This is a genomic window from Pseudoalteromonas sp. P1-9 (assembly GCF_001399975.1).
Taxonomy (GTDB): Bacteria; Pseudomonadota; Gammaproteobacteria; order Enterobacterales; family Alteromonadaceae; genus Pseudoalteromonas.
Genome location: NZ_LKBD01000047.1, coordinates 1 through 24,311, shown reverse-complemented (window position 1 = coordinate 24,311; position 24,311 = coordinate 1). Strand labels below are relative to the sequence as shown.

The window sequence follows — 24,311 nt, the reverse complement described above, 5'->3', positions numbered from 1 at the left end:
AGATGGTAATAGATGATAAATCTATATATAGGATAGGATTTTGGTTAAAAAGGCATTTGTAGGCTTTTGGAATATTCTAAATTTTTCAAGACGCCTCGTATTAAACATTCTGTTCTTCTTTATTCTAATTGCACTGTTTGTATCAATTATGAGTTCAGAAGACGAAATTATTGTTGAACAAGACTCTGCGCTAGTACTGTCATTATCTGGCAATATTGTTGAAGAGAAAACATACATCGACCCTGTAGAAGCTGCACTTAATGACTCTATGGGTTCAAATGATGAGCCACCTGAAGTATTGCTTGACGATATTTTGATGACGATTAAGTACGCAGCAAAAGATAAAAAAATAAAGCTGTTATTACTCGACCTACAAAAAATGCAGGGCGCGCATCTTAATAAATTAAAGGCCATTGCGGCGCAGCTTGATAAGTTCAAAGAAACTGGCAAAAAAGTATATGCATACGGCGACTATTATTCGCAAGCGCAGTACTACATTGCCAGTAAAGCCGACGAAATTTTAATGCACCCATATGGCGCTGTTGATATTTCAGGTTACGCAACTTACCCGCTTTATTTTAAAGAAGCGATTGATAAGTTGGAAATCTCACAGCATATCTTCCGCGTTGGTACGTTTAAGTCAGCTGTTGAGCCACTGATCCGCAGCAATATGTCAGATGCTGCAAAAGAAGCAAACAAAGCATGGTTAGACGCACTTTGGCTTGAATATAAAACAGACGTTGCAGCGCACCGTGGTTTTGAAATAACAAACTTTGACGAAGATATGGAAACGTATAAAGAAAAGTTTGCCAAGGTTAATGGTCATTCAGGTCAATTTGCATTGCAATATAAGTGGATAGACCAGTTAGTTAGCAAAGAGGCATTACGCCAAAAGCTAATTGCAGAAGTAGGCAGCAATGAATCAGGTAAATCATTTAAACAGATTTCGTTTAACAAATACTTAAAAACGTTAAAACCACCGTTCCCAATTGAAAACCCAATTACGGATAAAGTTGCTGTGGTTGTTGCAAAAGGCAACATTGTTGATGGCGAACGTAAAGCAGGCGAAATTGGTGGTGATTCAACAGCGAAATTACTGCGTCGCGCTCGCTTAAACGACAAAGTAAAAGCCGTTGTACTGCGTATTGATTCAGGTGGCGGTAGTATGTTCGCATCTGAAATTATTCGTGCAGAAGTGTTAGCGTTAAAAGACGCAGGTAAACCGGTGATTGCATCAATGGGTTCTGTGGCTGCATCAGGCGGCTATTGGATTGCAGCAAACGCTAATGAAATTTGGGCGGCGCCAAGTACAATTACAGGTTCAATCGGTGTATTCGGTACTATGATGACATTTGAAAAGACCCTCGCTAAGTTAGGTGTTTATTCAGATGGTGTTGCAACAACCGATATGGCATCGTTTTCTATGCTGCGCCCACTTGAGCCTAAACTAGCTGACGTTATTCAAATGTCTGTTGAAAGTGCGTATGACCGCTTCTTAACGGTTGTATCAGAAGCACGCGGTATGGATAAAGCTGAAGTCGACAAAGTAGCACAAGGTCGCGTATGGATTGGTACTAAAGCAAAAGAGCTTGGCCTTGTGGACGCCCTTGGTAATAAACAAGATGCAATTAAGCGCGCAGCTGAGCTTGCTAGTTTATCGATGTACGACGTTATCACTATTGAGCATCAACTAACTGAGCAAGAAATGCTAGTGCAAAAGATTTTTGGCGAATCACAAGCGGCTGCATTTGTTAAAGCGTACATTAGCAAAGACGATTACGCGCCAGTTAAAAACAGCATAATGCAAACAGCACATGGTCTTAAACAGCAGGTATCAAGCTTAGAGCCGTTTAACGATCCAAATGGCGTTTACGCTAAGTGTTTAGTGTGTACAGTTAGCTACTAAACGCTACTTATACCACAACTTTTACACTATAATAGCCCGGTACAACTACCGGGCTATTTTTATGAAAAGAAAGAAAATATATATCGCCTACACAGGCGGTACCATAGGTATGAAGAAATCGAGCAAAGGCTATATTCCAGCTGAAGGGTTTCTCACTCAAACAGTTAAAGCCAGTGCTGAATTTAATCGTGAAGAAATGCCATTATTTGATATTCACGAGTATTGCCCGTTAATTGATTCATCTGATATGAGCCCGACGCATTGGCAGCAAATCGCTGATGATATTAAAGCAAAATACGCAGAATACGATGGGTTTGTTGTACTACACGGCACCGATACCATGGCCTATACCGCATCTGCCCTCTCCTTTATGTTGGAAAATTTAACCAAACCGGTCATTGTTACTGGTTCGCAAATTCCACTATCGCAATTGCGCTCAGACGGTCAAGTTAACTTACTCAACGCAATGTATCTAGCAGCTAATTACCCTATCGGTGAAGTAAGTTTATATTTCAATAATCAACTTTACCGTGGTAACCGTGCAACCAAAATGCATGCCGATGGTTTTGCTGCCTTTGGCTCACCCAATATGTCGCCACTTGCTAAGGTAGGCATTAATATTGAGTTAGTTGCCGGCCAATTAAGCCCAAGTTTAAACAATAAACTGGACGTCACTACAATTACGCCTCAGCAAATTGCCGTATTGCACTTATACCCAGGCATTTCTGTCGACCTGATTAAAAGTATGATGACAGACTCTTTAAAAGCACTTGTACTATTGAGTTTCGGTGTAGGTAATGCACCTCAAAACCCTGAAATGCTTGAATTATTTAGTAGTGCTACACAAGCAGGGTTAGTCATTATCAACCTTACGCAATGTATTCAAGGCAGTGTTAATATGGGTGGTTATGCAACCGGCAATGCACTACTAAATGCAGGCGTGATTAGCGGTTACGATATGACGTTAGAAGCCTGTCTTACTAAACTACATTACTTACTGAGTCAAAACTTAGAAGTTGAAACAGTGCGTCATTTAATGCAAGACAACCTAAAAGGTGAACTCACTCGCTAGAGCTGATGTAATATGCCAATAAAAAAGCGCCCTACGGCGCTTTTTTATTAACTAACTTGTAATTACTTTGCTTTAAAATCTAAACACACTGAGTTGATACAATAGCGTGTACCAGTAGGCGGCGGACCATCATTAAATACGTGACCAAGATGCGCATCACAATGCTTACAACGCACTTCGATGCGTTCCATGCCATGCGAGCTATCACGTAAGTAACGAATACTTTCTTTTTCACTAAAACTAAAGGCCGGCCAACCACAACCAGATTGAAATTTATCTTCCGATTTAAATAACAAAGCATTACAGCAAACACAGTAATAATCACCCGACTCAAAGAAGTCGTTATATTCTCCCGTAAATGGGTATTCAGTGCCCCCATCTACGCACACATGTTTTTGTGCGTCGGTGAGGTGTGTTTGCCATTTTTTATCCATTATCGTACTTTTGCGTCAATATGTGTTAAATCAGTTAAATGACAGGTTTCGCCTTCGTGCGTTTTAATACCATGCTCACCAAAGTAATCGCGTTGTGCTTGCACTAAATGACCATTGCTTGGTGTTGTAAGCGTTGCATAGTAAGTTTGCGTAGCTGCAAGTACTGGGAACGCGAGGCCTGATCTTACTGCGTCAGCGGCGATGTTGCGAAGTGCAATCACTTCATCATTTAAACCATCAATAAAGCCGTTACCTTCTGCGATTTGATCTAAGTAATCTGCACGAATAATACAGCCTGCACGCCATGTTTGTAACGTTTTAGCTAAATCCACCTTCCACTGATGTGAGCGTGATGCACCTTTAATCAAGGCTAAACCTTGGCGGTAACATAACAGGCTCGCTAAGTGGAATGCTTTGCGTAATTCTTCTAGGTCAATGTCTACTTTCGCAGGTTGCTTTGCTGCGTAAGTCATTTCTAACGCTGCGTGGGTATCTTGCGTATTCGTTAAGTGGCGAGCTTGAACCGCTGCGACTAACGACGGTACCGCAATACCTAACTCAAGGGCATTTTGTGCAGTCCAAAGGCCTGTGCCTTTTGCACCAACTTTGTTATCGATTAAATCAACAATCGGTGTGTTATCGCTCGAATTAAGCTTTAATATATGGCTTGAAATTGACAGTAGGTAACTGTTTAGCTCACCTTCAGACCAAGTATCAAAAAGCGCTGCAATTTCATCATTTGATTTACCGCAGCCCAAACGCAATAAATGATACACTTCAGCAATTAACTGCATTAGCGCATATTCAATGCCATTGTGAACCATTTTTACAAAATGACCTGATGCCGATTGGCCAACACGGGCAAAGCACGATTCGCCATTATGGCTTGCCGCTACTTTTTCGAAGAAAGGAATAATGCGTTCCCAACCGCCTTCAGAGCCCGACGCCATCATTGCAGGACCATGACGTGCTCCTTCAGCACCACCCGAAATACCCATAGTGGCAAATTCAAACTTATTTTGATATTTCAATTTACGGGCAATACCGTCTTTATAATTACTGTTACCGCAATCGACAATAATATCGTTAATATCAACGCCCGCTTCGATTAATTCTGAACACACTTTGTCTACCAACTCGCCTGCTGGTACTAAAAGTAAAATTGAGCGCGGTGTTTCAAGACGACGAACCATGTCGGATAAGTCGCTTACAATATGCAGTCGTTCGGCAAACCCTTCTTTTTTCGCTAAGCTCAGTAAATCTTCGCCTGCATCTGGGTTTTTGTCATAAGCGACGAGATTTAAACCTTTCTCAATTAAATTTAAGGCAAGGTTCTTACCCATAACGCCTAAGCCAACTAATGCGACTTGCATATAAAATCTCCTAACTGTTAGGTGTGAATTCATTGCTAATCTAAATTTTAGTCAGTGCGATGTTTACACTGGATTTTTAGATTAGTTAAGCGGTAATGGCGCGCATTATATGGCTTTTCAACCAGCATGCAATTTTATTATTAAAAAAATTATAGAATATAATTTCTTTGCTAGGCCTTAATTTTACTCGATTTGTTCAATTCTCTACCGAATATCAATCGTCTAACGACCGGTTTCAGCGGACTTATGTCCTTTTTGAGGGCTATTAAGATAATTTAAAAGGCGTATAATAAAATTTACATAAATATTATTCATACTAAATCTAGTGTGCAATCAGTTGACGCCAACATGACACCGGTGTCATAATCTACTAACCACACAAAAAGCAAGTATATTAAGCTAGCCTCTTTAGCTTAGTTGTTGTGTAATACAAAGAATATATAGAAATAGCCAACGGGAGCTACTAAATGCCAAGACGTACCAAAATCGTTGCCACACTCGGTCCTGCTACAGATAGAGACGATAATTTAGAAAAAGTAATAAAAGCAGGTGCCAATGTAGTACGCCTAAACTTCTCTCATGGCGTCGCACAAGATCATAAAGATCGTGCAGCAAAAGTACGTGAAATTGCTAAAAAATTAGATACACACATCGCTATTCTTGCCGACTTACAAGGCCCTAAAATCCGCGTTTCAACGTTTAAAGAAGGTAAAGTTGACTTAGCAGTAGGCGCAAAGTTTATTCTTGATGCTGAAATGGAAAAAGGTCAAGGCGACATCAATGGTGTAGGTATTGATTATAAAGAGTTACCACAAGATGTGTCATCTGGTGACTTATTGCTATTAAATGATGGCTTAATTCAATTAACGGTTGATGAAGTTGTTGGTAAAAAAGTGCATACCACAGTAACTGTTGGTGGTGTATTATCAAACAACAAAGGTATCAACCGTTTAGGTGGTGGTTTAACAGCGCCTGCGTTTACAGATAAAGACAAAGAAGATTTAATTACTGCAACTGAAATCGACGTTGACTACATTGCGGTTTCTTTCCCTCGTTCTGGCGATGATATGCGCTATGTACGTTCACTGGCAGAAGCTGCTGGTTCAAAAGCGCAACTACTTGCAAAAATCGAACGTGCAGAAGCCGTTGAAACGGAAGAAGCCATTGACGATATCGTATTAGCATCTGACGCCGTTATGGTTGCCCGTGGTGACTTAGGTGTTGAAATTGGTGATGCGGCGCTTGTTGGTAAGCAAAAAGCAATTATCAGCCGTGCACGTACACTAAACCGCACCGTTATCACTGCGACGCAGATGATGGAATCAATGATTGATAACCCAATGCCAACTCGTGCAGAAGTAATGGACGTTGCAAACGCCGTACTTGATGGCACTGATGCGGTAATGCTATCAGCAGAAACTGCAGCGGGTGACTACCCTGCTATCACAGTTGAAACTATGGCGCGTGTTTGTTTAGGTGCAGAGTCTCAGCCACAAACTGCTATTTCTAAGCACCGCTTAGATTCAATGTTTGAAAACACATCTGAAACAATCGCACTATCAGCAATGTACGCAGCAAACCACTTAGATTCTGTAAAAGCTCTTGTTGCACTAACTGAATCGGGTAGCACGGCAAAATTAATGTCGCGTATTAGCTCTGGTTTACCAATTTACTCGCTATCTCGCCATAACCGCACTCTTGGTCAAACAGCACTTTATCGTGGTGTTTATCCGGTGTATTTCGATTCAACAGAATACGATTCAGGTTCATTGGTAAAACAAGCGTTAGCGACATTAGTAAGCAAAGGCTACTTACAATCTGGTGATAAAGTAATTTTGACCCATGGTGATGCGATGGAAACTGTTGGTGCAACAAATACACTTAAGTTAGTTACGGTAGATTAAGCCTAAGTTAATATAAAAAAACCAGTTCAAATGAACTGGTTTTTTTGTTTTTAACAATGAATAAATCGCTTATACCAATTCTGTTAAGTATGTGATCAAGAATAGCGCTGGATAAATAAAATGGTAACAAGGCGGAATTTTTCTTATTTGTTCTACATAGATAAATTCTAACGCAGTTAACATGATATTTAGTCCGCTAGGATGATCAGCTACTTAAGTGAATTGGTATTATTTTGCGATATATGGGATCACTTGTTTAATGGGTTGTGAAAACGTTAAACGCTTGTCTTCCCCTTCTACATCAAGCGATTCAATTGTACAGCGATTGTCCTTACACTTAATTTCATCGCCCGCGCCCATTGGTGCAGCTACTGTGTTATCAAACACTAAGGTGACACCTTTCACTTCTGGCATCATAAACGAGAACAACGTACGCATAAAAAAGCCGGACAAACGGCCAATTAAATCATCAAACTCAGTTTGCAGCTTAGCCATTTGTTTTAACGACACACTGTCACCGTAATCTTGGCTTGATTCCATCTGCAATTTTAACTGGCATTGCTCACCCGATTTTGGCTGTACCACGATAAGCGCTTTGTCTTTATCGAGCGTTTCGTCAAACGGTAACAGCAATTTGCTGGTTTTCGTATAATTAAGCGGATACTCATTGGTTTTAGTAATAATACTACCGCTTTCAATCGTACAGGGATTGGCGTTTTGGTTGATTAAATAAAAACCAACATCTGCGCTTGCGTAATCCCCTTTCGACATCACTTTTAAACGGTCATAAAAGCCATCATACGAGACAACAAATTCAGACGCATTTGCTGTTAACGAAAGTGTTGATGCAAAAATGCCTGCCGCTACTAAAATCTTATTCACCGAAATACCTTTGATTCGTCATTAACATGTGATTCAGTTCATCAATATAGGCTTGACCGCGTTCTGAGTAGCTGCCAAGACCATTCAATAACTTCTCGGCTAGTATAATCTGCTCGTCGTAGCGATTGCTTTGCCTTAGATCACGAAGTTGTTGATATGCAGGATGCGTATTAATATTTCTGAAATATGCGCGCACACTTTGCTCAAGTGTTTTAAATGCCGCAACTTCATGGCTACGCCCTTCATTACGCTTATTAGGTACCATGCCGCAGCCTTCTTTAAAGCACCATAAGCCAAAGAAGTTTAAGCCAATACGTGCAAAACGCGAGGTACCCCAGCCTGACTCGTTAGCCGCCTGTGTTAACACCATGGCACGTGGAATCATATCAACACGGCGTAATGCACGGGTTAAGTTTTCTTCGTTAACTGTGTCGTCGAGCTTATATTCAACAAGAATTTTCTTTAACGGTTTGATTTGTGCATCGGGAACGGCAAAGCCGAGTTCTAGCTCAGTTAAGGCTAAATCAATTTTTTCCCGTTGCTTTAGTATGCGTTTGTTTTCCGCGATCACATGTGGCTTCAACAAATCAAAAAATGCTTTTTTGCGCGCTTTTACATCACGAATTTTTGCAAAATCAGGCAATTTCACATTATGTAGCGGCTTTTCAACAACCACTTTTTTTACTTGCGTTGCTTTATCTTTAGATTCGGTTTGTTTTTCAAAGTCAGTGAGCCAAGGCGCGACCAACATGTAACCAAACAAACACACTATAATTAGTTTTAATAATAACTTCATATAAAATTTAAGTAGTTTAGAAATGTCTAAAAAAAGGAACAATTCTACACTAATGCATACTAGGACGTAAGCTTTTTAATCTTTGCCCTATCCCAATAAATACTGTGACCCACTAACGAACTTAGTGCTTTATTAAATAATTCGAAACTCGCAAACGGCGTCATTTTACCCGTTAAGCAGTACCAAGAATGTGAATAACAATTGCGTTTACTCACATGATAATCGTGATAAGCAAACACCTGGCGAGCGACGTGTTCTTGGTCAAAATCGAAGATAATTGGGTTGGCAAGCGTGTCTGTTGCAATAAAAATATGCTGACCACTGCGGTCTTGTAAAAAGCGCTTAAAACTAATGGCACGCGATAATCCAGAACCATGTAACTCTAATACAAGGTCATCATCAATTACTAAGCCTGTGTGGATAAACCCGTTGTACACACCACAACACACTATACTGCCAATTTGCGGCGTTATTTGAAATTCACTCGGTAAATGATCACACGGATAGCGACCGACTGCACTGCTTGCCTTTAAACCTAACTTACGTTGTTTATCTTGCTTTTCTATCTCACTACGATAAAACGAATTTGCTAACACTGCGGCTGCTGACACACCAAGCAAAATGGGTAATGGCATAATCTCACTCCAAATATCACCATAGCTTTAACTATGGCACAGCTTATACCTTAATAGTGTTTTAAGTTGTTGCAATTTATGTCTAAAATAACACTATGATATAAGTAGATTAAACTGGATTTATGACTGAAGAATGGCTGGCTAGACGTTATCAAGAAAACAAACATCGCCCCGATGATAAACGTTCCCCGTATCAAAAAGACCGCTCTCGCATTATTCACGCAGCCGCTTTTAGGCGTTTACAGGCAAAAACCCAAATTATGGGCATTGGCGTAAATGATTTTTATCGCACCCGATTAACCCATTCACTCGAAGTAGCGCAAATTGCCAGTGGTATTTTAGGTCAACTCAGAGCAAATCCAAGCAATGCGTCATTTTCCGCATGTTTACCTTGTCGCAGTCTTATCGAAACATTATCGCTCGCCCACGACATTGGTCACCCGCCTTTCGGTCACGGCGGTGAAACGGCGCTCAATTACATGATGCGTGCCCACGGTGGTTTTGAGGGCAACGCCCAAACACTCAGAATTGTGGCGAAACTAGAACCTTACAGTAAAGGCTATGGTATGAATCTAACACGCCGCACTTTATTAGGTTTTATAAAATACCCACAGCTGATCAAATCGTTGTGGAAAATTCCACATGATGATGGCACAGATAAATTTATCAACTCTACTCGTTGGCTTCCCGCAAAAGGGCTTTATTGCGAAGAAAGCGCAGTGTTTGATTGGGTATTAGCGCCGCTTTCAAACACAGACAAAACTACCTTTACGTCATTTGCCGAAAACGCGAATGGCATTGCTCGCACCCAATATAAATCCCTCGACTGCGCGATTATGGAACTAGCCGATGATATTGCGTACGGCGTGCATGATTTAGAAGATGCGATTGCCACAGGCATGGTAAATCAGCATCAATGGCATGAATTTGTCGCAAATCATTTGAGTGAGTTAGAAGACGGTTGGCTTAAAACCAATTTACCACGTATTTCTGCCCAACTATTCTCACGCGATGAAGCCGATTTAAAAGAAGTAATTGGCGAATTAGTTAATTTATTTATTACACAGGCTAAAGTGAAAAAGCTTGGCGTATTCGACAGCCCATTACTCGACCACTCGGTATATTTAGACAAAGAGTTATTTATTTTACTTGAAGGGTTAAAACAATTTGTGTTTCGTAACGTAATTCGCCATCCAGAAATGCAGCAAATTGAATTTAAAGGACAAAAAATTATTTCCGATTTATTTGCCGCGTTTGCCAGCGATCCGCTAAGGTTGTTACCTCACACGCGCCAAACAATTTACCAAGCGGCACTCGAAAACGGCGAAACCGGCTACCGTCAACTTTGCGATTACATCTCATCAATGACCGATGAATACGCCATAAAGGTACACGGTCGCTTATTTACTACTGAGTATTAAGCTATTTTTGAGTCGTCGTAAAATACAGTACCATCGTCTTTTGATACATTACGGCTACAGTGACTTTCTTGTGTTTCAAGTAATTCACTGGGTCGTAAACTACGTTCTTTTAATGCTTCGCCACAATGGGGACATACATCAATTAAACATTCGCTACTAAGATGAAAACAGTTGGTGCACTCAAAGCAACTCACTTCCGTTTCGCTTTGTGCTTGTTCGCTTTTTTGACAATGGAACAATGCGTGTTCTGCCATATTTGACATTACGATCCTCCTTTTTGTTTGAACATAAAGAAAGCAAATCAGTTTGACAAGCTTATTTAATGAACAATTAATAAAACCAGTAAAAAGTGCTAAATTAGTGCATTTTAATTGTCACAATAGCGCCATGCTTATTAATCCATAAATGTGACGAAGCGCACTAATCTTTCCCCCGCACTCAGGCGCACTAGCATAAATGCATTATAACCTGTCATTTGTTATCTAAATATGACTCACCACGCCATGATGCCGGGAGTTCTTGGCGTTTATATTCTTTGATACGCTCAAGAAACAATTTACATAAAACCATTAACTCTGGTTCAGAATACAGTGATTGATAATTGGTGTGCGCTTTTTGCCAATCCCTATCGCAATACGCTGAAAATGCCTGTGCTAATATCTGTTGGTGCCTTCGGCTTTCAAAATAACAATAAATATTTATGGCCTGCGATTTACCTTTTAATACCACTTTATCAATTAAGGTAAAATGTGAATTGTCGTTTAGTTGTTCATAAACAGCTTGTCCAATCAATAAATCACTGCCGTACAATCTATTGGCGCTTTCTAGGCGCGCCGCTTGGTTTACCGCATCGCCAATGCAGGTGTAATCAAATAAAATATCTGAGCCAAGATGGCCAACGATAACTTCGCCATAATTTACACCTATACGCAGTTTCAGTTCAGGAAGCCCCTGGCGCTTTAATTCTTCACTGAGTTTTACGCAAGTTGCGTTCATTTCAATTGCCGCAGCAACCGCTTTTTCAACCGAGTTTTCACAGGCTACTGGTGCACCCCAAAATGCCATTACCGCATCGCCTAAATATTTATCAAGCGTGCCTGCGTGTTTTACGATAATGCGACTGTGCGCTGTCAGCATCTGATGCAGAATATCCGCAACTTGTTCAGCTTATGTTTGCTCTGCAAGCTTGGTAAACCCAGCTAAATCAGCAAATAAAATCGCTAAAAATTTACGCTCACCGCCAAGCTCTAACTTTGTAGGGTTGTCTTTAAGTTCATGCAATACCTGATCGGATACGTAGCGTGAAAACGCATTAGTAATAAACTGCTGCTGTCTTTGCTGTTTTCGAAAGCCAAAGACAAAGTAAAATAAATAACTACTGATTGCTATCGCACACAAACTTACTAGCGGCAGCGAAACACTATGATAAAACGCAAAAAGCGAAATAATCACAATGAAACCGAGTAACTTTGCCAAACCTAGTAGTGATTTTTTCAACGATGCCGCAGTAAATAGATAGCTTGCAAACAATGCAACCAACAAAGCGAAAAACGCGGTTTGCAAAATAGTTAAAGTTGAAATGCTTAACCCGTTTTGTACGTTAACAATCGTGTTAGCATGCACCTCAACACCCGACATTGTATTGCCAGATAACCAAGTAAACGGCGTTCGATAACGGTCAATGGCCGTATCACCAAAACGCGTATTGGCAAGGATATCGATTCCTACTAATACAATTTTGTCTTTGAAAATATGATCGGGTAACAGATTTGCGTTTGCAGTATTAACGAAAGGTATTGTTACAAAGCTGTTTGTATCGCCAATAAAGCGAATTCGTGTATTCTCAGTGAGGTTTTGTGCGCTAAATTCATAACTTATACTGTTGCTACCATGCGGTAAACGTCTTACCACACCATCAAGATCAGGTGAAAATTCGAAAGACTTAATTCTTGCACCTGCATCTCGATAATAATTCAATAAAGAATCGTCCTGCCTACCTTGACGCTTTGCAAGATAAACGGGCAAGTTGCTCGCTGTTATACTGTTTGCAAAATTAGAAGCTTGTTTCTCATTTGCATTAGGTAAAGCATCTATAGGTAGATTTAATACAACCGCTTGTGCGCCTGCCTGATTTAACCGTTTTAGTAAATTAGTGTAAAAACCTGCAGGCCAAGGCCAACTAGTTTGATAGTGGGCAAAACTTTGCTCGTCGATTGCGACAATTACAATGTCAATTTTACTGACTTTGGCGGGGATAATACTGGATTGTGCATCAAATGCCGTATTTTCGAGTTGCTGCCAAGCATCACTTTGTGACAAAACGTACACACAACACACACTTACTAACGACGATAACAGGCTATACAACAACCACTTTTTGCCAACCTGATTAAACATACAAGTAATTAACCTTGAAATATGGGTTTACGCGTTGTGTTAGCCTTTTGTACTCAAAGTTTGACTTTACTGAACGTTTATTCACCTTCTGCTTCTAACAAAGTGACAGGCTCCATTAAGCGCTCTGTGGTTTTTTCTAAACGTACCGCCAAGCCCTCTATTATGCGTGCGGCAATACCCGCGTTATTCGCTAACATTTCTTCAAAGCGTTCGCGCTCGTATACTTGTAATACGGTATCTTCCGTTGCAATGGCACAACAACTACGAAGTGAGTTTGTGATAATCGCCATCTCACCTAAAAACTCACCCTCGCCAAAGTAACTTAATACCACAGATTGTCCCATTTTCGATTTGACCAGCTTAATTTTACCTGAGCGGATCACATACATACACTCTGCCTTGTCGCCTTGTTGAAACAAGGTTTGACCTTCTAATAGAGTTAATTCGCGGGTCATAGTATTCCTTACTTGTAAATTGACTTTAGGCTAAATTATCGCGATTAAACAAGGTGCTGTCTACGACTTAATGACTAACTAAAATCTTTTTTACATTAAAAAAGGAAGCCAATGCTTCCCTTTAATAAGATTACAACAAGCGGTTCTTTTAGAACTGTGCTGTTAGGTTGATTTGAAACATATCGTAATCAAAATCGCTATCTAGGTTTGTACCGTAACTACCCGATAAAGCCCAGTTTGTATTAAAGTAATAACGCCCACCAACTTGAATATCATCAGATTTATTAACTGATGCAAATACTGATAAACCTTCATTGAAATAATAGTTTGAGCCTAATAACCAATGATCGAAATCACCTGCATTAATATCAAGGTTTACAGTTAGATAACGGCCTTGCCCAAGCTCTGCATAATATTTTGTATCTAGGCTTAAGTAATCAAACTCGTCGTCAACAGATGCCGTAAAGCCAACATAATCCGTTGTGTTTAAGCTTAAATTGTACTGCGCTGTTGCATAAAAGCTGCCATCTATACCTCGAGCGTCAGAGTCACGGTAGTGAATACGTGCAATTAAATCAGGTGTAAATAAATAACCAAATGATGCCTCATAATAATCTACATCGCCCCAATTTGAATCTGAATTTCTGTAGCTAGCACCAGCTACAAAATTGTTGAAGAAATATTCACCGTGTACACCAATTGTATCATCATCCTCATTGTCGCTGTAAAACGCGCCAATGTTAGACTTGGTATTGATGTAAGAAAATTCATTGTATGGGCCAAGTGCTTTACGCGCATCAAAGTAATATAACGTTTCGATATGGAAAAGATTGTCTTCTTCAACATCCGCATAAGTGGCGTGACTAATTGATTGATACTCATTTGCGCAGGCTGTAAATGACGTAAACATAACTAAACACGCTAATAATGTTTTTTTCATGCTACTTTCCTTGTGTAGTGATTTTCTCGACGATGGGTATTATAGAAAGCATTGAATCAGGTACAACCACGGCGCTATCCACATTAAATCAACAATATCCTTTTCTATTCATAGGCTTAATGTTTTTTAATCAGATTTAACACCGGATTTACAATGGCGTTTATTTATTATCTCGTACTGTAGAGATCTCTTACACGACTTTAAGACAAAACGCCCGCTTATAGAACGAAAAAAGGAAGCCCAAGCTCCCTTCTAAATTAGTGATTTACAGTGCATTTACAAAGGTACGTGTAACACACCTTCCATTATCACCCTTGCACTTCGGCTCATACTAGCAAATTCTGCTTGCCAGCCAGTGTCTGTCTCACCTGTTTTTGCGCCTACTTTCATGGTGCCTGATGGATGACCAAAATTCACATCTGAAATATCACCGCCACCAGCAGCTAAATTTACTAATGTGCCTTTTGTCACAGCGGCGCAGGCAATCGCTACAGCCGCAGTACCCATCATCGCATGATGCAGTTTACCCATAGAAAGCGCGCGCACATTTAAATCGATGTTTGCACTTTTAACCATATCACCGCTTGAGCTAATGTAGTCTTGTGAAGGCGATACAAACGCAATTTTTGGGGTGTGCTGGCGCGTTTTCGCTTCACTTGGATCACTAATTAGCCCCATTTTAAGCGCCCCTGCGATTCTTAGCTTCTCAAAAAAGGCCAGCTTGTCACCATCACTGTTAATGTCTTCTTGCAGCTCCACACCACTGCAGTTAATGTCATCACTATTAACAAAAATGGTCGGAATGCCCGCATTAATCATGGTGGCTGGAATATCCCCTAATCCTTCAACCGTTAACGTATCAACCAAATTCCCGGTTGGGAACATGTTTTCACCCTGCGGTGATGGCGCAAGGAATTGCACTTTAATTTCGCTACTGGCAAACGCTACGCCGTCGAGTTTGAAGTCGCCAAACTCGTTAACTTCGCCGTCTTTTATGGGTACTTGTACCACCAGCGTTTTTTCGATGTTTTTTTGCCATATGCGTACTTCAACATCGCCGTTTTGAGGAATACGCGATGTATCTACTAACCCATTGTTAATGGCAAATGCACCTACAGCTGCCGTGAGGTTACCGCAATTACCACTCCAATCAACACTTGGTTTATCGATTGCAACTTGACCAAATAAGTAATCAACATCGTGATACGCTTTCTCGCTTTTAGCGACAATCACTGTTTTACTGGTGCTGGACGTTGCACCGCCCATACCATCTATTTGCTTCTCGTACGGATCAGGGCTGCCAATAACACGCATTAGTAGTTTATTGCGAAATTCGCCTGGCTCTTGTGCTTCAAGCGGTAAATCACTTAGCTTAAAAAACACCCCTTTACTGGTGCCGCCACGCATATAGGTTGCTGGGACTTTATATTTTGTTGTCATAGTGAGGTATAGCAGCGATTAACTCGCTGCTGTCTCCGCTAAAAAGTCTTGTGCAAAACGCTGTAATACACCACCTGCACTGTAAATAGAGACTTCTTCAGCTGTATCTAAACGACACGTTACCGGCACCTCTACCACTTCGCCATTTGCGCGATTGATAATCAGCATTAAATCACACCCTGGTGCAGGCTCACCTTTCACATCAAAGGTTTCTGTACCGTCAATTGAAAGTGTTTTACGCGTTGTGCCAGCTTTAAATTCAAGCGGCATAACACCCATACCAATTAAGTTAGTACGGTGAATACGCTCAAAGCCCTCTGCTACAATGGCTTCAACCCCAGCTAGACGCACACCTTTTGCCGCCCAGTCACGTGATGAACCTTGGCCGTAATCAGCACCGGCAATAATAATTAGCGGCTGTTTACGTTCCATATAGGTTTCAATTGCTTCCCACATACGCGTTACTTTGCCTTCTGGCTCAATACGCGCAAGTGACCCTTGTTTTACTTCGCCGTTCTCTGTCACCATTTCATTGAACAGTTTAGGGTTAGCAAAGGTTGCACGCTGCGCAGTTAAATGATCGCCACGGTGCGTTGCATACGAGTTAAAGTCTTCTTCTGGTAAGCCCATTTTGGCTAGGTATTCACCTGCTGCACTGCTTGCTTGAATAGCATTAGACGGTGATAAATGGTCAGTCGTAATGTTATCGCCAAGTACAGCAAGTGGACGCATGCCTTTCATAGTACGCGGTTTAGCAAGTGCACCTTCCCAATATGGCGGACGACGAATATACGTGCTCATTTCACGCCAATCGTATAGCGGGTTATTGTCTTCGCCATAATCAACGGTTAAGTCAAACATTGGCGTATACACCGCATTAAATTGCTCTGGCTTAACGCTTTTTGCAATTACTGCATCAATTTCTTCATCACTTGGCCAAATATCATTTAAGCGAATTTCTTTACCTTCACTTGATACACCCAATACATCGTTTTCAATATCAAAACGAATACTCCCAGCAATTGCATAGGCAATAACCAGTGGTGGCGATGCTAAGAATGCTTGGTTTGCATGTGGGTGAATACGTCCGTCAAAGTTACGGTTACCTGAAAGTACCGCAGTCGTGTATAAATCGCGCTCAATAATTTCTTGTTGAATAACAGGGCCAAGCGCACCACTCATACCATTACACGAAGTACACGCAAAACCCACCACACCAAAACCTAAGCTTTCAAGCTCTGATAATAAGTTTGCTTCTTCCAAGTAGCTTTTAACCACTTTAGAACCCGGCGCAAGCGAAGATTTAACCCAAGGCTTACGAGTTAAACCGAGTTTATTGGCATTGCGTGCTATTAAACCTGCAGCAATCATATTGCGTGGGTTTGATGTATTGGTACAACTCGTAATAGCTGCAACAATGACCGCACCATCTGGCATCTGTGTATCTGTATGCGAATAATCACCCAGTAAGTCAGTGTTTTTAAGCTCGCTTGTTGCAACACGGCGATGCGGGTTAGAAGGCCCTGCGATATTTCGGCCAACTGCACTTAAATCAAAGGTTAATACGCGCTCGTATTTCGCTTCAGTCATTTCTGATGCCCAAAGGCCTGTAGTTTTTGCGTACTCTTCTACTAGCTTAATTTGACTGTCTTCACGGCCTGTTAGCTTTAAATAATCAATGGTCTTTTCATCAATGTAGAACATGGCCGCTGTTGCGCCGTATTCTGGCGTCATGTTCGAAATGGTTGCACGATCACCTAAATTAAGGTGTTGCGTTCCCTCACCAAAAAACTCAAGGTAAGTAGACACCACTTTTTCGTTACGTAAAAACTCGGTAATTGCTAATACAATATCGGTAGCTGTAATTCCGGGCTTACGCTCACCCACAATGTTAACACCGACAATATCTGGTAAACGCATATACGAGGCACGGCCTAACATTACGCTCTCAGCTTCAAGGCCACCCACACCAATGGCAATAACACCGAGTGCATCAACATGCGGTGTATGGCTATCTGTGCCAACTAGCGTATCAGGGAAAGCAACACCTTCGCGTGCTTGTACAACAGGTGACATTTTCTCAAGATTGATTTGGTGCAAAATACCGTTACCCGGAGGGATAACATCAATATTTTTAAATGCCGTTTTCGTCCAATTAATAAAGTGGAAGCGGTCTTCATTACGGCGATCTTCAATCGCACGGTTTTTTTCAAACGCGTCTTTATCGTAACCACCGTGCTCTACAGCAAGGGAGTGGTCAACAATCAGCTGTGTTGGCACGACAGGGTTAACTAGTGATGGGTCGCCGCCTTGCTCTGCGATGGCATCACGAAGGCCCGCTAAATCAACCAGTGCGGTTTGGCCTAAAATATCGTGACATACTACACGCGCAGGAAACCACGGAAAATCAAGATCGCGCTTGCGCTCAATAAGTTGTTTTAACGAATCAGTAAGTTTTGAAGGCTCGCAGCGGCGAACGAGATTCTCGGCAAGCACTTTTGAGGTATAAGGTAATTGTTGATAACTACCCGGTGAAATGGCATTCACCGCAGCTTCAACATTAAAATAATCTAGGTCGGTATTGCCTAGCTTTTGACGGTATTGGGTATTCATATGGGCTCCACAACAAACTCGGAGTAAAGGCATGCTAGGCATGCCTTGATGTAATGCGACATTAACGCGCTGAAATAGGTGGTACTTCGCGTGCTTCTGGGCCTGTGTAATCAGCACTTGGGCGAATAATACGGTTGTTAGCACGCTGCTCTTTTACGTGTGCTGTCCAACCTGTAACACGGCTCATTACAAAGATTGGCGTAAATAACGCTGTTGGAATACCCATAAAGTGATATGCCGATGCATGGAAGAAATCCGCATTACAGAATAACTTTTTCTCACGCCACATTACTTCTTCACAGCGAACAGATACTGGGTAAAGCACCTCGTCGCCTACTTCTTTCGCAAGTAGCTCAGACCACTTTTTGATGATCACATTACGTGGGTCTGACTCGCGGTATATTGCGTGACCAAAGCCCATGATTTTTTCTTTACGCTCAAGCATGCCCATAAGTGCATCTTCTGCTTGGTCTGCGCTTGTGAAGTTTTCAATCATTTCCATAGCAGCTTCATTTGCGCCGCCATGAAGTGGACCACGAAGTGAACCAATTGCACCCGTTACACATGAATGCACATCAGACAGTGTTGATGCACACACGCGCGCTGTGAACGTAGATGCGTTAAATTCATGCTCTGCGTATAAAATTAGCGATACATTCATTACCTTAGCAAATAGCTCGCTAGGTGCTTTGTCGTGTAATAAATGTAAGAAGTGCGCGCCAATTGAATCATCATTGGTTTCAACATCAACACGAACACCGTCATGCGAGAAACGATACCAATAACAAATAATACTTGGGAATACTGCGACCATACGGTCGATATGGTCGTTCACATCGTTAAAGTCAGTTTCCATTTCAAGGTTACCTAACATTGAACAACCGGTACGCATTACATCCATTGGGTGCGCTGTTTTAGGAATAGACTCTAAAACACTTTTTAGTGCGGCTGGCAAACCACGCAGTGTTTTTAGCTTTGCCTTGTACTCATCAAGTTGTGATTGATTTGGTAATTCGCCCCGGCTTAAAAGGTACGATACTTCTTCAAATTCAACTTTATCTGCAAGCTCTGAAATATCATAACCACAATACGTTAAACCACTGCCTGATTTACCAACTGTACATAACGCTGTTTCACCAGCAACTTGACCACGTAATCCTGCTCCGCCTAATGCTTTATCTACCATTTTCCTGCCCCTTATTTATTATTATGAAAAAGTTTATCAAGTGTGTTTTCAAACGAGTGGTAATCTAAAAAGTCATACAACTCGGCACGGGTTTGCATTGAATCAATTGCGTTTGCTTGCGAGCCTTCACTTAAAATTGTGTTATACACATTAAGCGCTGCTTTATTCATTGCTCTAAAGGCACTTAGCGGGTAAAGCACCATGCCCACGCCCACTTCTTCTAATTGGGTTTTTGAATAAATCGGGGTTTGGCCAAATTCAGTAATATTGGCAAGAATTGGTACATTCAGCGCGTCGCTAAATGCTTTATAGTCAGCAAGGTCGTGTACTGCTTCAGCAAAGATTGCATCAGCACCTGCTTCAATACACGCAGCTGCACGGTCGATTGCGGCATTTAACCCTTCTTTTTGAAACGCATCGGTACGCGCCATAATGTAAAAGTGCTCATCAGTTTTTGCATCAACCGCGGCTTTAATGCGGTCAACCATTTCTTGCTGAGTAACAATTTCTTTATTTGGACGGTGACCACAACGCTTTTGCGCGACTTGATCTTCAATATGAAAACCCGCAGCACCTGCTTTTGTCATTTCTTTTACGGTGCGGGCAATATTAAATGCACCACCCCAGCCTGTATCTGCATCGACGAGTAGTGGTAAATCAGATGCACTGGTAATACGGCGAATATCTTCAAGCACATTATCTAAGCTTGTCATGCCTAAATCAGGTAAACCGTAACTTGCGTTGGCAACCCCTGCGCCTGATAAGTAAATGGCTTTATGTCCTACCTTCTCTGCCATCATTGCAGTATAGGCATTGATAGTGCCGACCACTTGAAGCGGTTGGTTCTCTGCTAATGCTTGGCGAAACTTCAAACCTGCTGACATGTATGTCTCCTTTGAACGGTATTTTTATATTTGTACGCTAGCCTTACGCTAACTAAATTTGTTTACACTTTTATTGGCATCACACATTACTGAAACTTACGTTCAATATTGTTACCTGATGCCGCGATATGTCTTTTCATTAATAATTCGGCTAATTCGCCATCGCGCGCAGCAATGGCATTAATAATAGCCAAGTGTTCATCAAATGCTTTACTTACACGCGGGCCATTCATGCCCATTTGCACGCGATACATACGCACCAATTGATATAACTCATTACACAACAAGTTAATTAAGTGGCTATTTTTACTGCCTTTAATAATGCGGTAGTGAAAATCTAAATCACCTTCTTCTTGGTAGTAAGACTCTCCTTGACGCACACGTTGTGTCGACAAATGGTCATCAAGTAACGCTTTTACCTGATTGATCTCATCGTCTGTCATATTGGTTGCTGCTAAACGGCACGCTAAACCCTCAAGGGCACTGCGTACTTGATAAATTTCATCTAACTTTTCTGGGGTAAGCGAAATTACACGGCAGCCCACATTAGCTTTACGCTCAATTAAATGACAACTTTCTAAACGATTAAGTGCCTCACGCAGGGTTGCGCGGCTAACTTGATGTTTTTTGGAGAGTTCTGGCTCAGAGATTTTCGAACCTTGGGCTATTTCACCTTCCACAATGGCTTGGCGAATGTCGACAAAAACTTTATCAGACGCTGTTTTTACTTCATTTTCCAATTTAAAACCTAACTATTGTCGACAATAACTAGGGTTAATATAGGATTGTTAGCTCGAGAGATCAACAGATTGTCGACAATTTTAGTGATTTATTTTATCCAATTAGACTAAAGAGGGATAAATTGTCGACACTAAAGAGTAAGTAGAAACAACTTGGTGTGCGATCCACAACTAATGTAAACACTATAACAACCATTAAACTATGAATATGCACTTAAACCTTAATGCTGATTCACTTCATTAAACCGCTTGATTCAAGAGCCCTAGTTGTTCACGTTAAACGCCAAAAAAGTGTAGGCCATCGCTAAATTCACTGCCTACATCTAACTTCGTTCACATAACGCCATTTAACTATTAAAGGCCTTTAAAGCGTGGTGCCGCAAATAGCGTTTCGTTCTTCTAAGTTCTTAACCAATCTGTGATTACACGCCTTTGCAAAATGATGTTTCGCATCTTCCGATTGTTTAAATTGGTTACCGATCACAGCAAATAACTGTAACGATTTACCTGCTAGGTTTGACCAAAGTAACTCATAGGCAAACGATGTCATCATGCCTTCATCTAATGTGTATTTGTTGGTTTGAATATCCGTTAATACCTTTTCAAACGTGCCTGTAGTAACCCCTTGGGTTAATGCAAACGCAACATCATTTTCACGATTTGGTGCCTGCTCGCCATACAACACCTTGGCAATATCCCCTACTAGTTGGCGCTTTAACTGGTAACTCATACCATTATTGCTAAGTAGAATAACGCTGTGTTTGTCATCAATAAGTCGCAGCACCATGCTGCTGTAACCTTTAATTTTTCCATCATACATATGGGCATTCACATTACGCGACTCTGTAATTGGCAATTTGCCTACTCGCCAACTGTAAGGCAAATCAGGGTTGAACAATTGCAGTTTGCTTTGCTCATTAATGAGTTCGTTACCGTAAAGCGCTAAATCAAATCGATATAAGTCATCGGCGCTACTATAAATAGCGGCACCTGCCCCAAATAATTTGTAATTATTGTCTGGTTCACGTTTATAGCCACCCGCATCTTGCCATTGATGCGCTTTAATCACTTGAGCACTTTGTGTATTACCAAGCCCTACACCTGAGTGCGTCATATTCAATGGCACTAAAATATTGGTTTTTAGACTTTGTGCAAATGATTGCCCTGTGGCTTTTTCAATGATTTTACCTAACAGAAAGTACGCAGGGTTTGAATAATTGTGCTCTTCACCAGGCTCAGTACTTAACGGCATATTTGCTATCACATCAACAAATGCCTGCTCAGTGGTTAACTTGTGAAAGTCACGATTAAACCAGTTATTGAGCGTAAAGTGATTAGGTATACCCGATGTATGATTCAATAAATGATGTAATGTGATTTGTCGACCAATATCATTATCAAATTCAGTAAAGTAGTCGGCTAATGTACTTTCAAGCTTTAGTTTGCCTTGCTCTTTAAGTTTAAGCACTAACGTGGCTGTAATTGGCTTACTAAGCGATGCAATTTGAAACGAACTGTTTACGCTAAGTGGTGTACGATTGTCATAATTGGCAAAGCCGTATGCCCGCTCAAATATTTTTTCGCCCGATTGAGAAACCAGTAACACACCTTCAAATGCACCATGTGAAACGTAACTGTTAATTACGCTTTCGATAGCGCTTTTTGTTGTTTGAGTTGTGGGTTGTTCTTTAGCATAAAGGCCAAAAGATAAAATAAGCCCCATGGTCGCAGACGCGATTTTTGCGGTTAACACAATTAAGTTCCCTGTTTTTCATAGCGTTAGATGGTGTTTAGTATCTATTGCTTAATTACACTCAGCAAATCAAAATTGTATAAAAATATTAATGAGTTATTAGTCCGTGTTGTCCTTTTCGCCCAAAATTTAAAGGCCAAATTCGCTGGCTTTCTATCGCTAAGTAATAAGCTTATTGCAAAAAAATAGCCCAACTATTTAAATGTTTGGGCTATCACAAATTGCTACGTTTTGTTATTTGTTGTATCCCGCGTTAAATATAAAAACACACCTAAAGATGCTAGTAAAAACGCGGTGCTAATAATAATGGCTACGGGATAATATAAGTTACCAGCTAGTTCAAGTTGGCTGTATTTAATAACCATAATCAGCCCCTCTAATGAAAGCGCGATACTCACAGTACCAATAAAACGCGGAATTGTGCCACGCAAACTCTCAATGGCATTGTTACTTTCTTCGGCCACCGAGTATTCTTTATGGATCACTAAGGCTAGCTCAAACACTGCCAACGCAATAATGCCTGTATTAATGCCGTTTAAGAAGATTTGGGTAACGTCTTCACCTGCCAAAATGCCGCTTAATGTCGATTTTGCAAGTGAGTACAACAAGGCTAACGCCATGCCTAAAAATATAAACACAAAGATTTTAGCAATTACAAAACGGACTTTTTGAAACAGGTCATTACTCATAAACACTCCAGCAACATTGATATAAATACCAATACATCTCAACATATCGCGTATTATTAAACAACAGGTTAGCTATGACGCTTTGTTATTAAAAGTAATCTATAGCCTGTAATAAATGTGAGAATTGAAGTTAAAAAAAGATGTGAAAATATTGTGCTTAATGAGTTTAAGCGTGCGACAAGGAAATTAATCTAATTGGCTTGTATTGTACACTTGTTGATTTCTGCTAACTCTAAATCAATATTGGCAACAATATAACCATACTCTTTTTTAGATAATTCTTTAGACTGAAACTGTTGCTTAGCTAAATCATGATTCCAAGCTTTACCACAAGGTGCCGCAGGGATAGCGGTATCAACCTTTAGAAGATAGATATCTTGTTCTTGAACAACGCCACCTTTTTTTACAATACTTTTGGCACAAAGGCTTAAAGCATACTCAACCGCAAATTTATCTACACTTGGCATTCCAATAAACTCAACATCACAACCAAGTTTTTTATTACCCTTAGTATCAACATAATAAAGTTGCCCTGACGTTGTACAGGCTGAGCAAGTAAAGGCTACAAAGATTAAAAAGATATGTTTAATACTCACAGGGACTCCTTGTGCACATAACGCTTGCCTAACCGGCGCAAAATAGCAGGCTAAAATTAGCGACGAAGGAGCGTCAGCCAAGCTTTAGACGTCCCATCCATAATTACCTTGTATGGATAATTCACCCATCTTAATTATTATTTTTATACCGATTTAGGGTAATGTGAGGCCCAGGCTTTAGCTGCAACTAAAGCC

At 40.8% G+C, this 24,311-nt stretch carries 21 protein-coding genes and 1 pseudogene; 4 read left to right on the top strand and 18 right to left on the bottom strand.

Annotated features, from left to right (window positions below; translation table 11 throughout):
• Positions 1-40 precede the first annotated feature (40 nt).
• On the top strand, positions 41-1,906 hold the full coding sequence (sppA, locus tag AN214_RS19660; RefSeq protein ID WP_054981267.1) for a signal peptide peptidase SppA: 1,866 nt from the start codon (positions 41-43) through the stop codon (positions 1,904-1,906).
• A gap of 61 nt (positions 1,907-1,967) precedes the next feature.
• Positions 1,968-2,978, top strand: coding sequence for an asparaginase (gene ansA, locus AN214_RS19655; protein WP_054981266.1), 1,011 nt, complete (start codon positions 1,968-1,970; stop codon positions 2,976-2,978).
• Between the two features lie 62 nt (positions 2,979-3,040).
• On the opposite strand, the gene msrB is transcribed toward ansA, so the two are convergent.
• Both msrB and gndA read right to left on the bottom strand, forming a co-directional pair.
• On the bottom strand, positions 3,041-3,412 hold the full coding sequence (gene msrB / locus AN214_RS19650) for a peptide-methionine (R)-S-oxide reductase MsrB (protein ID WP_054981265.1): 372 nt from the start codon (positions 3,410-3,412) through the stop codon (positions 3,041-3,043).
• Positions 3,412-4,785: an NADP-dependent phosphogluconate dehydrogenase gene (gene gndA / locus AN214_RS19645; protein WP_054981264.1), complete on the bottom strand. Its 1,374-nt coding sequence runs from the start codon at positions 4,783-4,785 to the stop codon at positions 3,412-3,414. The genes msrB and gndA overlap by 1 nt, the downstream gene beginning before the upstream one ends.
• Positions 4,786-5,252: 467 nt before the next feature.
• Here gndA and pyk point away from each other — a divergent pair, with 467 nt between their 5' ends.
• Positions 5,253-6,689 (top strand): pyruvate kinase, encoded by a 1,437-nt coding sequence (pyk, locus tag AN214_RS19640; protein ID WP_054981263.1) that lies wholly within the window; start codon positions 5,253-5,255, stop codon positions 6,687-6,689.
• A gap of 228 nt (positions 6,690-6,917) precedes the next feature.
• Here pyk and AN214_RS19635 read toward each other — a convergent pair whose 3' ends face one another.
• The 3 genes from AN214_RS19635 to AN214_RS19625 are packed head-to-tail and all read right to left on the bottom strand — an operon-like array spanning position 6,918 to position 9,002.
• On the bottom strand, positions 6,918-7,571 hold the full coding sequence (locus tag AN214_RS19635; protein ID WP_054981262.1) for a DUF2987 domain-containing protein: 654 nt from the start codon (positions 7,569-7,571) through the stop codon (positions 6,918-6,920).
• The gene (locus AN214_RS19630; RefSeq protein WP_054981261.1) at positions 7,564-8,367 is read right to left on the bottom strand and encodes a glucosaminidase domain-containing protein; all 804 of its coding nucleotides are present in this window, start codon (positions 8,365-8,367) and stop codon (positions 7,564-7,566) included. Before AN214_RS19630 ends, AN214_RS19635 begins: the two co-directional genes overlap by 8 nt.
• Before the next feature lie 59 nt (positions 8,368-8,426).
• Positions 8,427-9,002 carry a hypothetical protein gene (locus tag AN214_RS19625; RefSeq protein WP_054981260.1) on the bottom strand — a complete coding sequence of 192 codons (576 nt, stop codon included), beginning with the start codon at positions 9,000-9,002 and terminating at the stop codon, positions 8,427-8,429.
• 122 nt (positions 9,003-9,124) lie between these two features.
• Here AN214_RS19625 and AN214_RS19620 point away from each other — a divergent pair, with 122 nt between their 5' ends.
• Positions 9,125-10,423 (top strand): anti-phage deoxyguanosine triphosphatase, encoded by a 1,299-nt coding sequence (locus tag AN214_RS19620; RefSeq protein WP_054981259.1) that lies wholly within the window; start codon positions 9,125-9,127, stop codon positions 10,421-10,423.
• Here AN214_RS19620 and AN214_RS19615 read toward each other — a convergent pair.
• From AN214_RS19615 to AN214_RS19555, 13 genes and pseudogenes are all read right to left on the bottom strand, one after another.
• On the bottom strand, positions 10,420-10,686 hold the full coding sequence (locus AN214_RS19615; protein ID WP_010559985.1) for a DUF1272 domain-containing protein: 267 nt from the start codon (positions 10,684-10,686) through the stop codon (positions 10,420-10,422). The genes AN214_RS19620 and AN214_RS19615 overlap by 4 nt on opposite strands.
• Positions 10,687-10,894: 208 nt before the next feature.
• Positions 10,895-11,575 (bottom strand): annotated as a pseudogene (locus AN214_RS19610) (adenylate/guanylate cyclase domain-containing protein); the annotation flags it as partial.
• Between the two features lie 15 nt (positions 11,576-11,590).
• Complete coding sequence (locus tag AN214_RS19605; RefSeq protein ID WP_054981257.1) at positions 11,591-12,820, bottom strand: CHASE2 domain-containing protein; 1,230 nt, start codon at positions 12,818-12,820, stop codon at positions 11,591-11,593.
• A 77-nt stretch (positions 12,821-12,897) separates the two neighbouring features.
• Positions 12,898-13,275, bottom strand: coding sequence for a Crp/Fnr family transcriptional regulator (locus AN214_RS19600; RefSeq protein WP_054981256.1), 378 nt, complete (start codon positions 13,273-13,275; stop codon positions 12,898-12,900).
• A 148-nt stretch (positions 13,276-13,423) separates the two neighbouring features.
• Entirely contained in the window at positions 13,424-14,215 is a 792-nt protein-coding gene (locus AN214_RS19595; protein ID WP_054981255.1) for a putative porin, read from the bottom strand.
• A gap of 276 nt (positions 14,216-14,491) precedes the next feature.
• On the bottom strand, positions 14,492-15,655 hold the full coding sequence (gene prpF / locus AN214_RS19590; RefSeq protein WP_054981254.1) for a 2-methylaconitate cis-trans isomerase PrpF: 1,164 nt from the start codon (positions 15,653-15,655) through the stop codon (positions 14,492-14,494).
• Positions 15,656-15,673: 18 nt separating this feature from the next.
• Complete coding sequence (acnD, locus tag AN214_RS19585) at positions 15,674-18,268, bottom strand: Fe/S-dependent 2-methylisocitrate dehydratase AcnD (protein ID WP_054981253.1); 2,595 nt, start codon at positions 18,266-18,268, stop codon at positions 15,674-15,676.
• Positions 18,269-18,329: 61 nt separating this feature from the next.
• Positions 18,330-19,454, bottom strand: coding sequence for a 2-methylcitrate synthase (gene prpC / locus AN214_RS19580; RefSeq protein WP_054981252.1), 1,125 nt, complete (start codon positions 19,452-19,454; stop codon positions 18,330-18,332).
• A gap of 11 nt (positions 19,455-19,465) precedes the next feature.
• Positions 19,466-20,338: a methylisocitrate lyase gene (prpB, locus tag AN214_RS19575; protein ID WP_054981251.1), complete on the bottom strand. Its 873-nt coding sequence runs from the start codon at positions 20,336-20,338 to the stop codon at positions 19,466-19,468.
• 86 nt (positions 20,339-20,424) lie between these two features.
• Complete coding sequence (locus AN214_RS19570; protein WP_010559977.1) at positions 20,425-21,078, bottom strand: GntR family transcriptional regulator; 654 nt, start codon at positions 21,076-21,078, stop codon at positions 20,425-20,427.
• Between the two features lie 364 nt (positions 21,079-21,442).
• Positions 21,443-22,831, bottom strand: coding sequence for a serine hydrolase (locus AN214_RS19565; RefSeq protein ID WP_054981250.1), 1,389 nt, complete (start codon positions 22,829-22,831; stop codon positions 21,443-21,445).
• Positions 22,832-23,055: 224 nt separating this feature from the next.
• Positions 23,056-23,520, bottom strand: coding sequence for a hypothetical protein (locus AN214_RS19560; RefSeq protein WP_054981249.1), 465 nt, complete (start codon positions 23,518-23,520; stop codon positions 23,056-23,058).
• 191 nt (positions 23,521-23,711) lie between these two features.
• Positions 23,712-24,116 carry a hypothetical protein gene (locus AN214_RS19555; protein ID WP_054981248.1) on the bottom strand — a complete coding sequence of 135 codons (405 nt, stop codon included), beginning with the start codon at positions 24,114-24,116 and terminating at the stop codon, positions 23,712-23,714.
• Positions 24,117-24,311 lie beyond the last annotated feature (195 nt).

What these genes read in the sequence shown, in the direction of transcription:
- ansA (WP_054981266.1), top strand. Translation starts at nt 1,968, where the DNA reads ATGAAAAGAAAGAAAATATATATCGCCTACACAGGCGGTACCATAGGT.
- msrB (WP_054981265.1), bottom strand. Translation starts at nt 3,412, where the DNA reads ATGGATAAAAAATGGCAAACACACCTCACCGACGCACAAAAACATGTG.
- gndA (WP_054981264.1), bottom strand. Translation starts at nt 4,785, where the DNA reads ATGCAAGTCGCATTAGTTGGCTTAGGCGTTATGGGTAAGAACCTTGCC.
- pyk (WP_054981263.1), top strand. Translation starts at nt 5,253, where the DNA reads ATGCCAAGACGTACCAAAATCGTTGCCACACTCGGTCCTGCTACAGAT.
- AN214_RS19630 (WP_054981261.1), bottom strand. Translation starts at nt 8,367, where the DNA reads ATGAAGTTATTATTAAAACTAATTATAGTGTGTTTGTTTGGTTACATG.
- AN214_RS19625 (WP_054981260.1), bottom strand. Translation starts at nt 9,002, where the DNA reads ATGCCATTACCCATTTTGCTTGGTGTGTCAGCAGCCGCAGTGTTAGCA.
- AN214_RS19620 (WP_054981259.1), top strand. Translation starts at nt 9,125, where the DNA reads ATGACTGAAGAATGGCTGGCTAGACGTTATCAAGAAAACAAACATCGC.
- AN214_RS19615 (WP_010559985.1), bottom strand. Translation starts at nt 10,686, where the DNA reads ATGTCAAATATGGCAGAACACGCATTGTTCCATTGTCAAAAAAGCGAA.
- AN214_RS19605 (WP_054981257.1), bottom strand. Translation starts at nt 12,820, where the DNA reads ATGTTTAATCAGGTTGGCAAAAAGTGGTTGTTGTATAGCCTGTTATCG.
- AN214_RS19600 (WP_054981256.1), bottom strand. Translation starts at nt 13,275, where the DNA reads ATGACCCGCGAATTAACTCTATTAGAAGGTCAAACCTTGTTTCAACAA.
- AN214_RS19595 (WP_054981255.1), bottom strand. Translation starts at nt 14,215, where the DNA reads ATGAAAAAAACATTATTAGCGTGTTTAGTTATGTTTACGTCATTTACA.
- prpF (WP_054981254.1), bottom strand. Translation starts at nt 15,655, where the DNA reads ATGACAACAAAATATAAAGTCCCAGCAACCTATATGCGTGGCGGCACC.
- acnD (WP_054981253.1), bottom strand. Translation starts at nt 18,268, where the DNA reads ATGAATACCCAATACCGTCAAAAGCTAGGCAATACCGACCTAGATTAT.
- prpC (WP_054981252.1), bottom strand. Translation starts at nt 19,454, where the DNA reads ATGGTAGATAAAGCATTAGGCGGAGCAGGATTACGTGGTCAAGTTGCT.
- prpB (WP_054981251.1), bottom strand. Translation starts at nt 20,338, where the DNA reads ATGTCAGCAGGTTTGAAGTTTCGCCAAGCATTAGCAGAGAACCAACCG.
- AN214_RS19560 (WP_054981249.1), bottom strand. Translation starts at nt 23,520, where the DNA reads ATGAGTAATGACCTGTTTCAAAAAGTCCGTTTTGTAATTGCTAAAATC.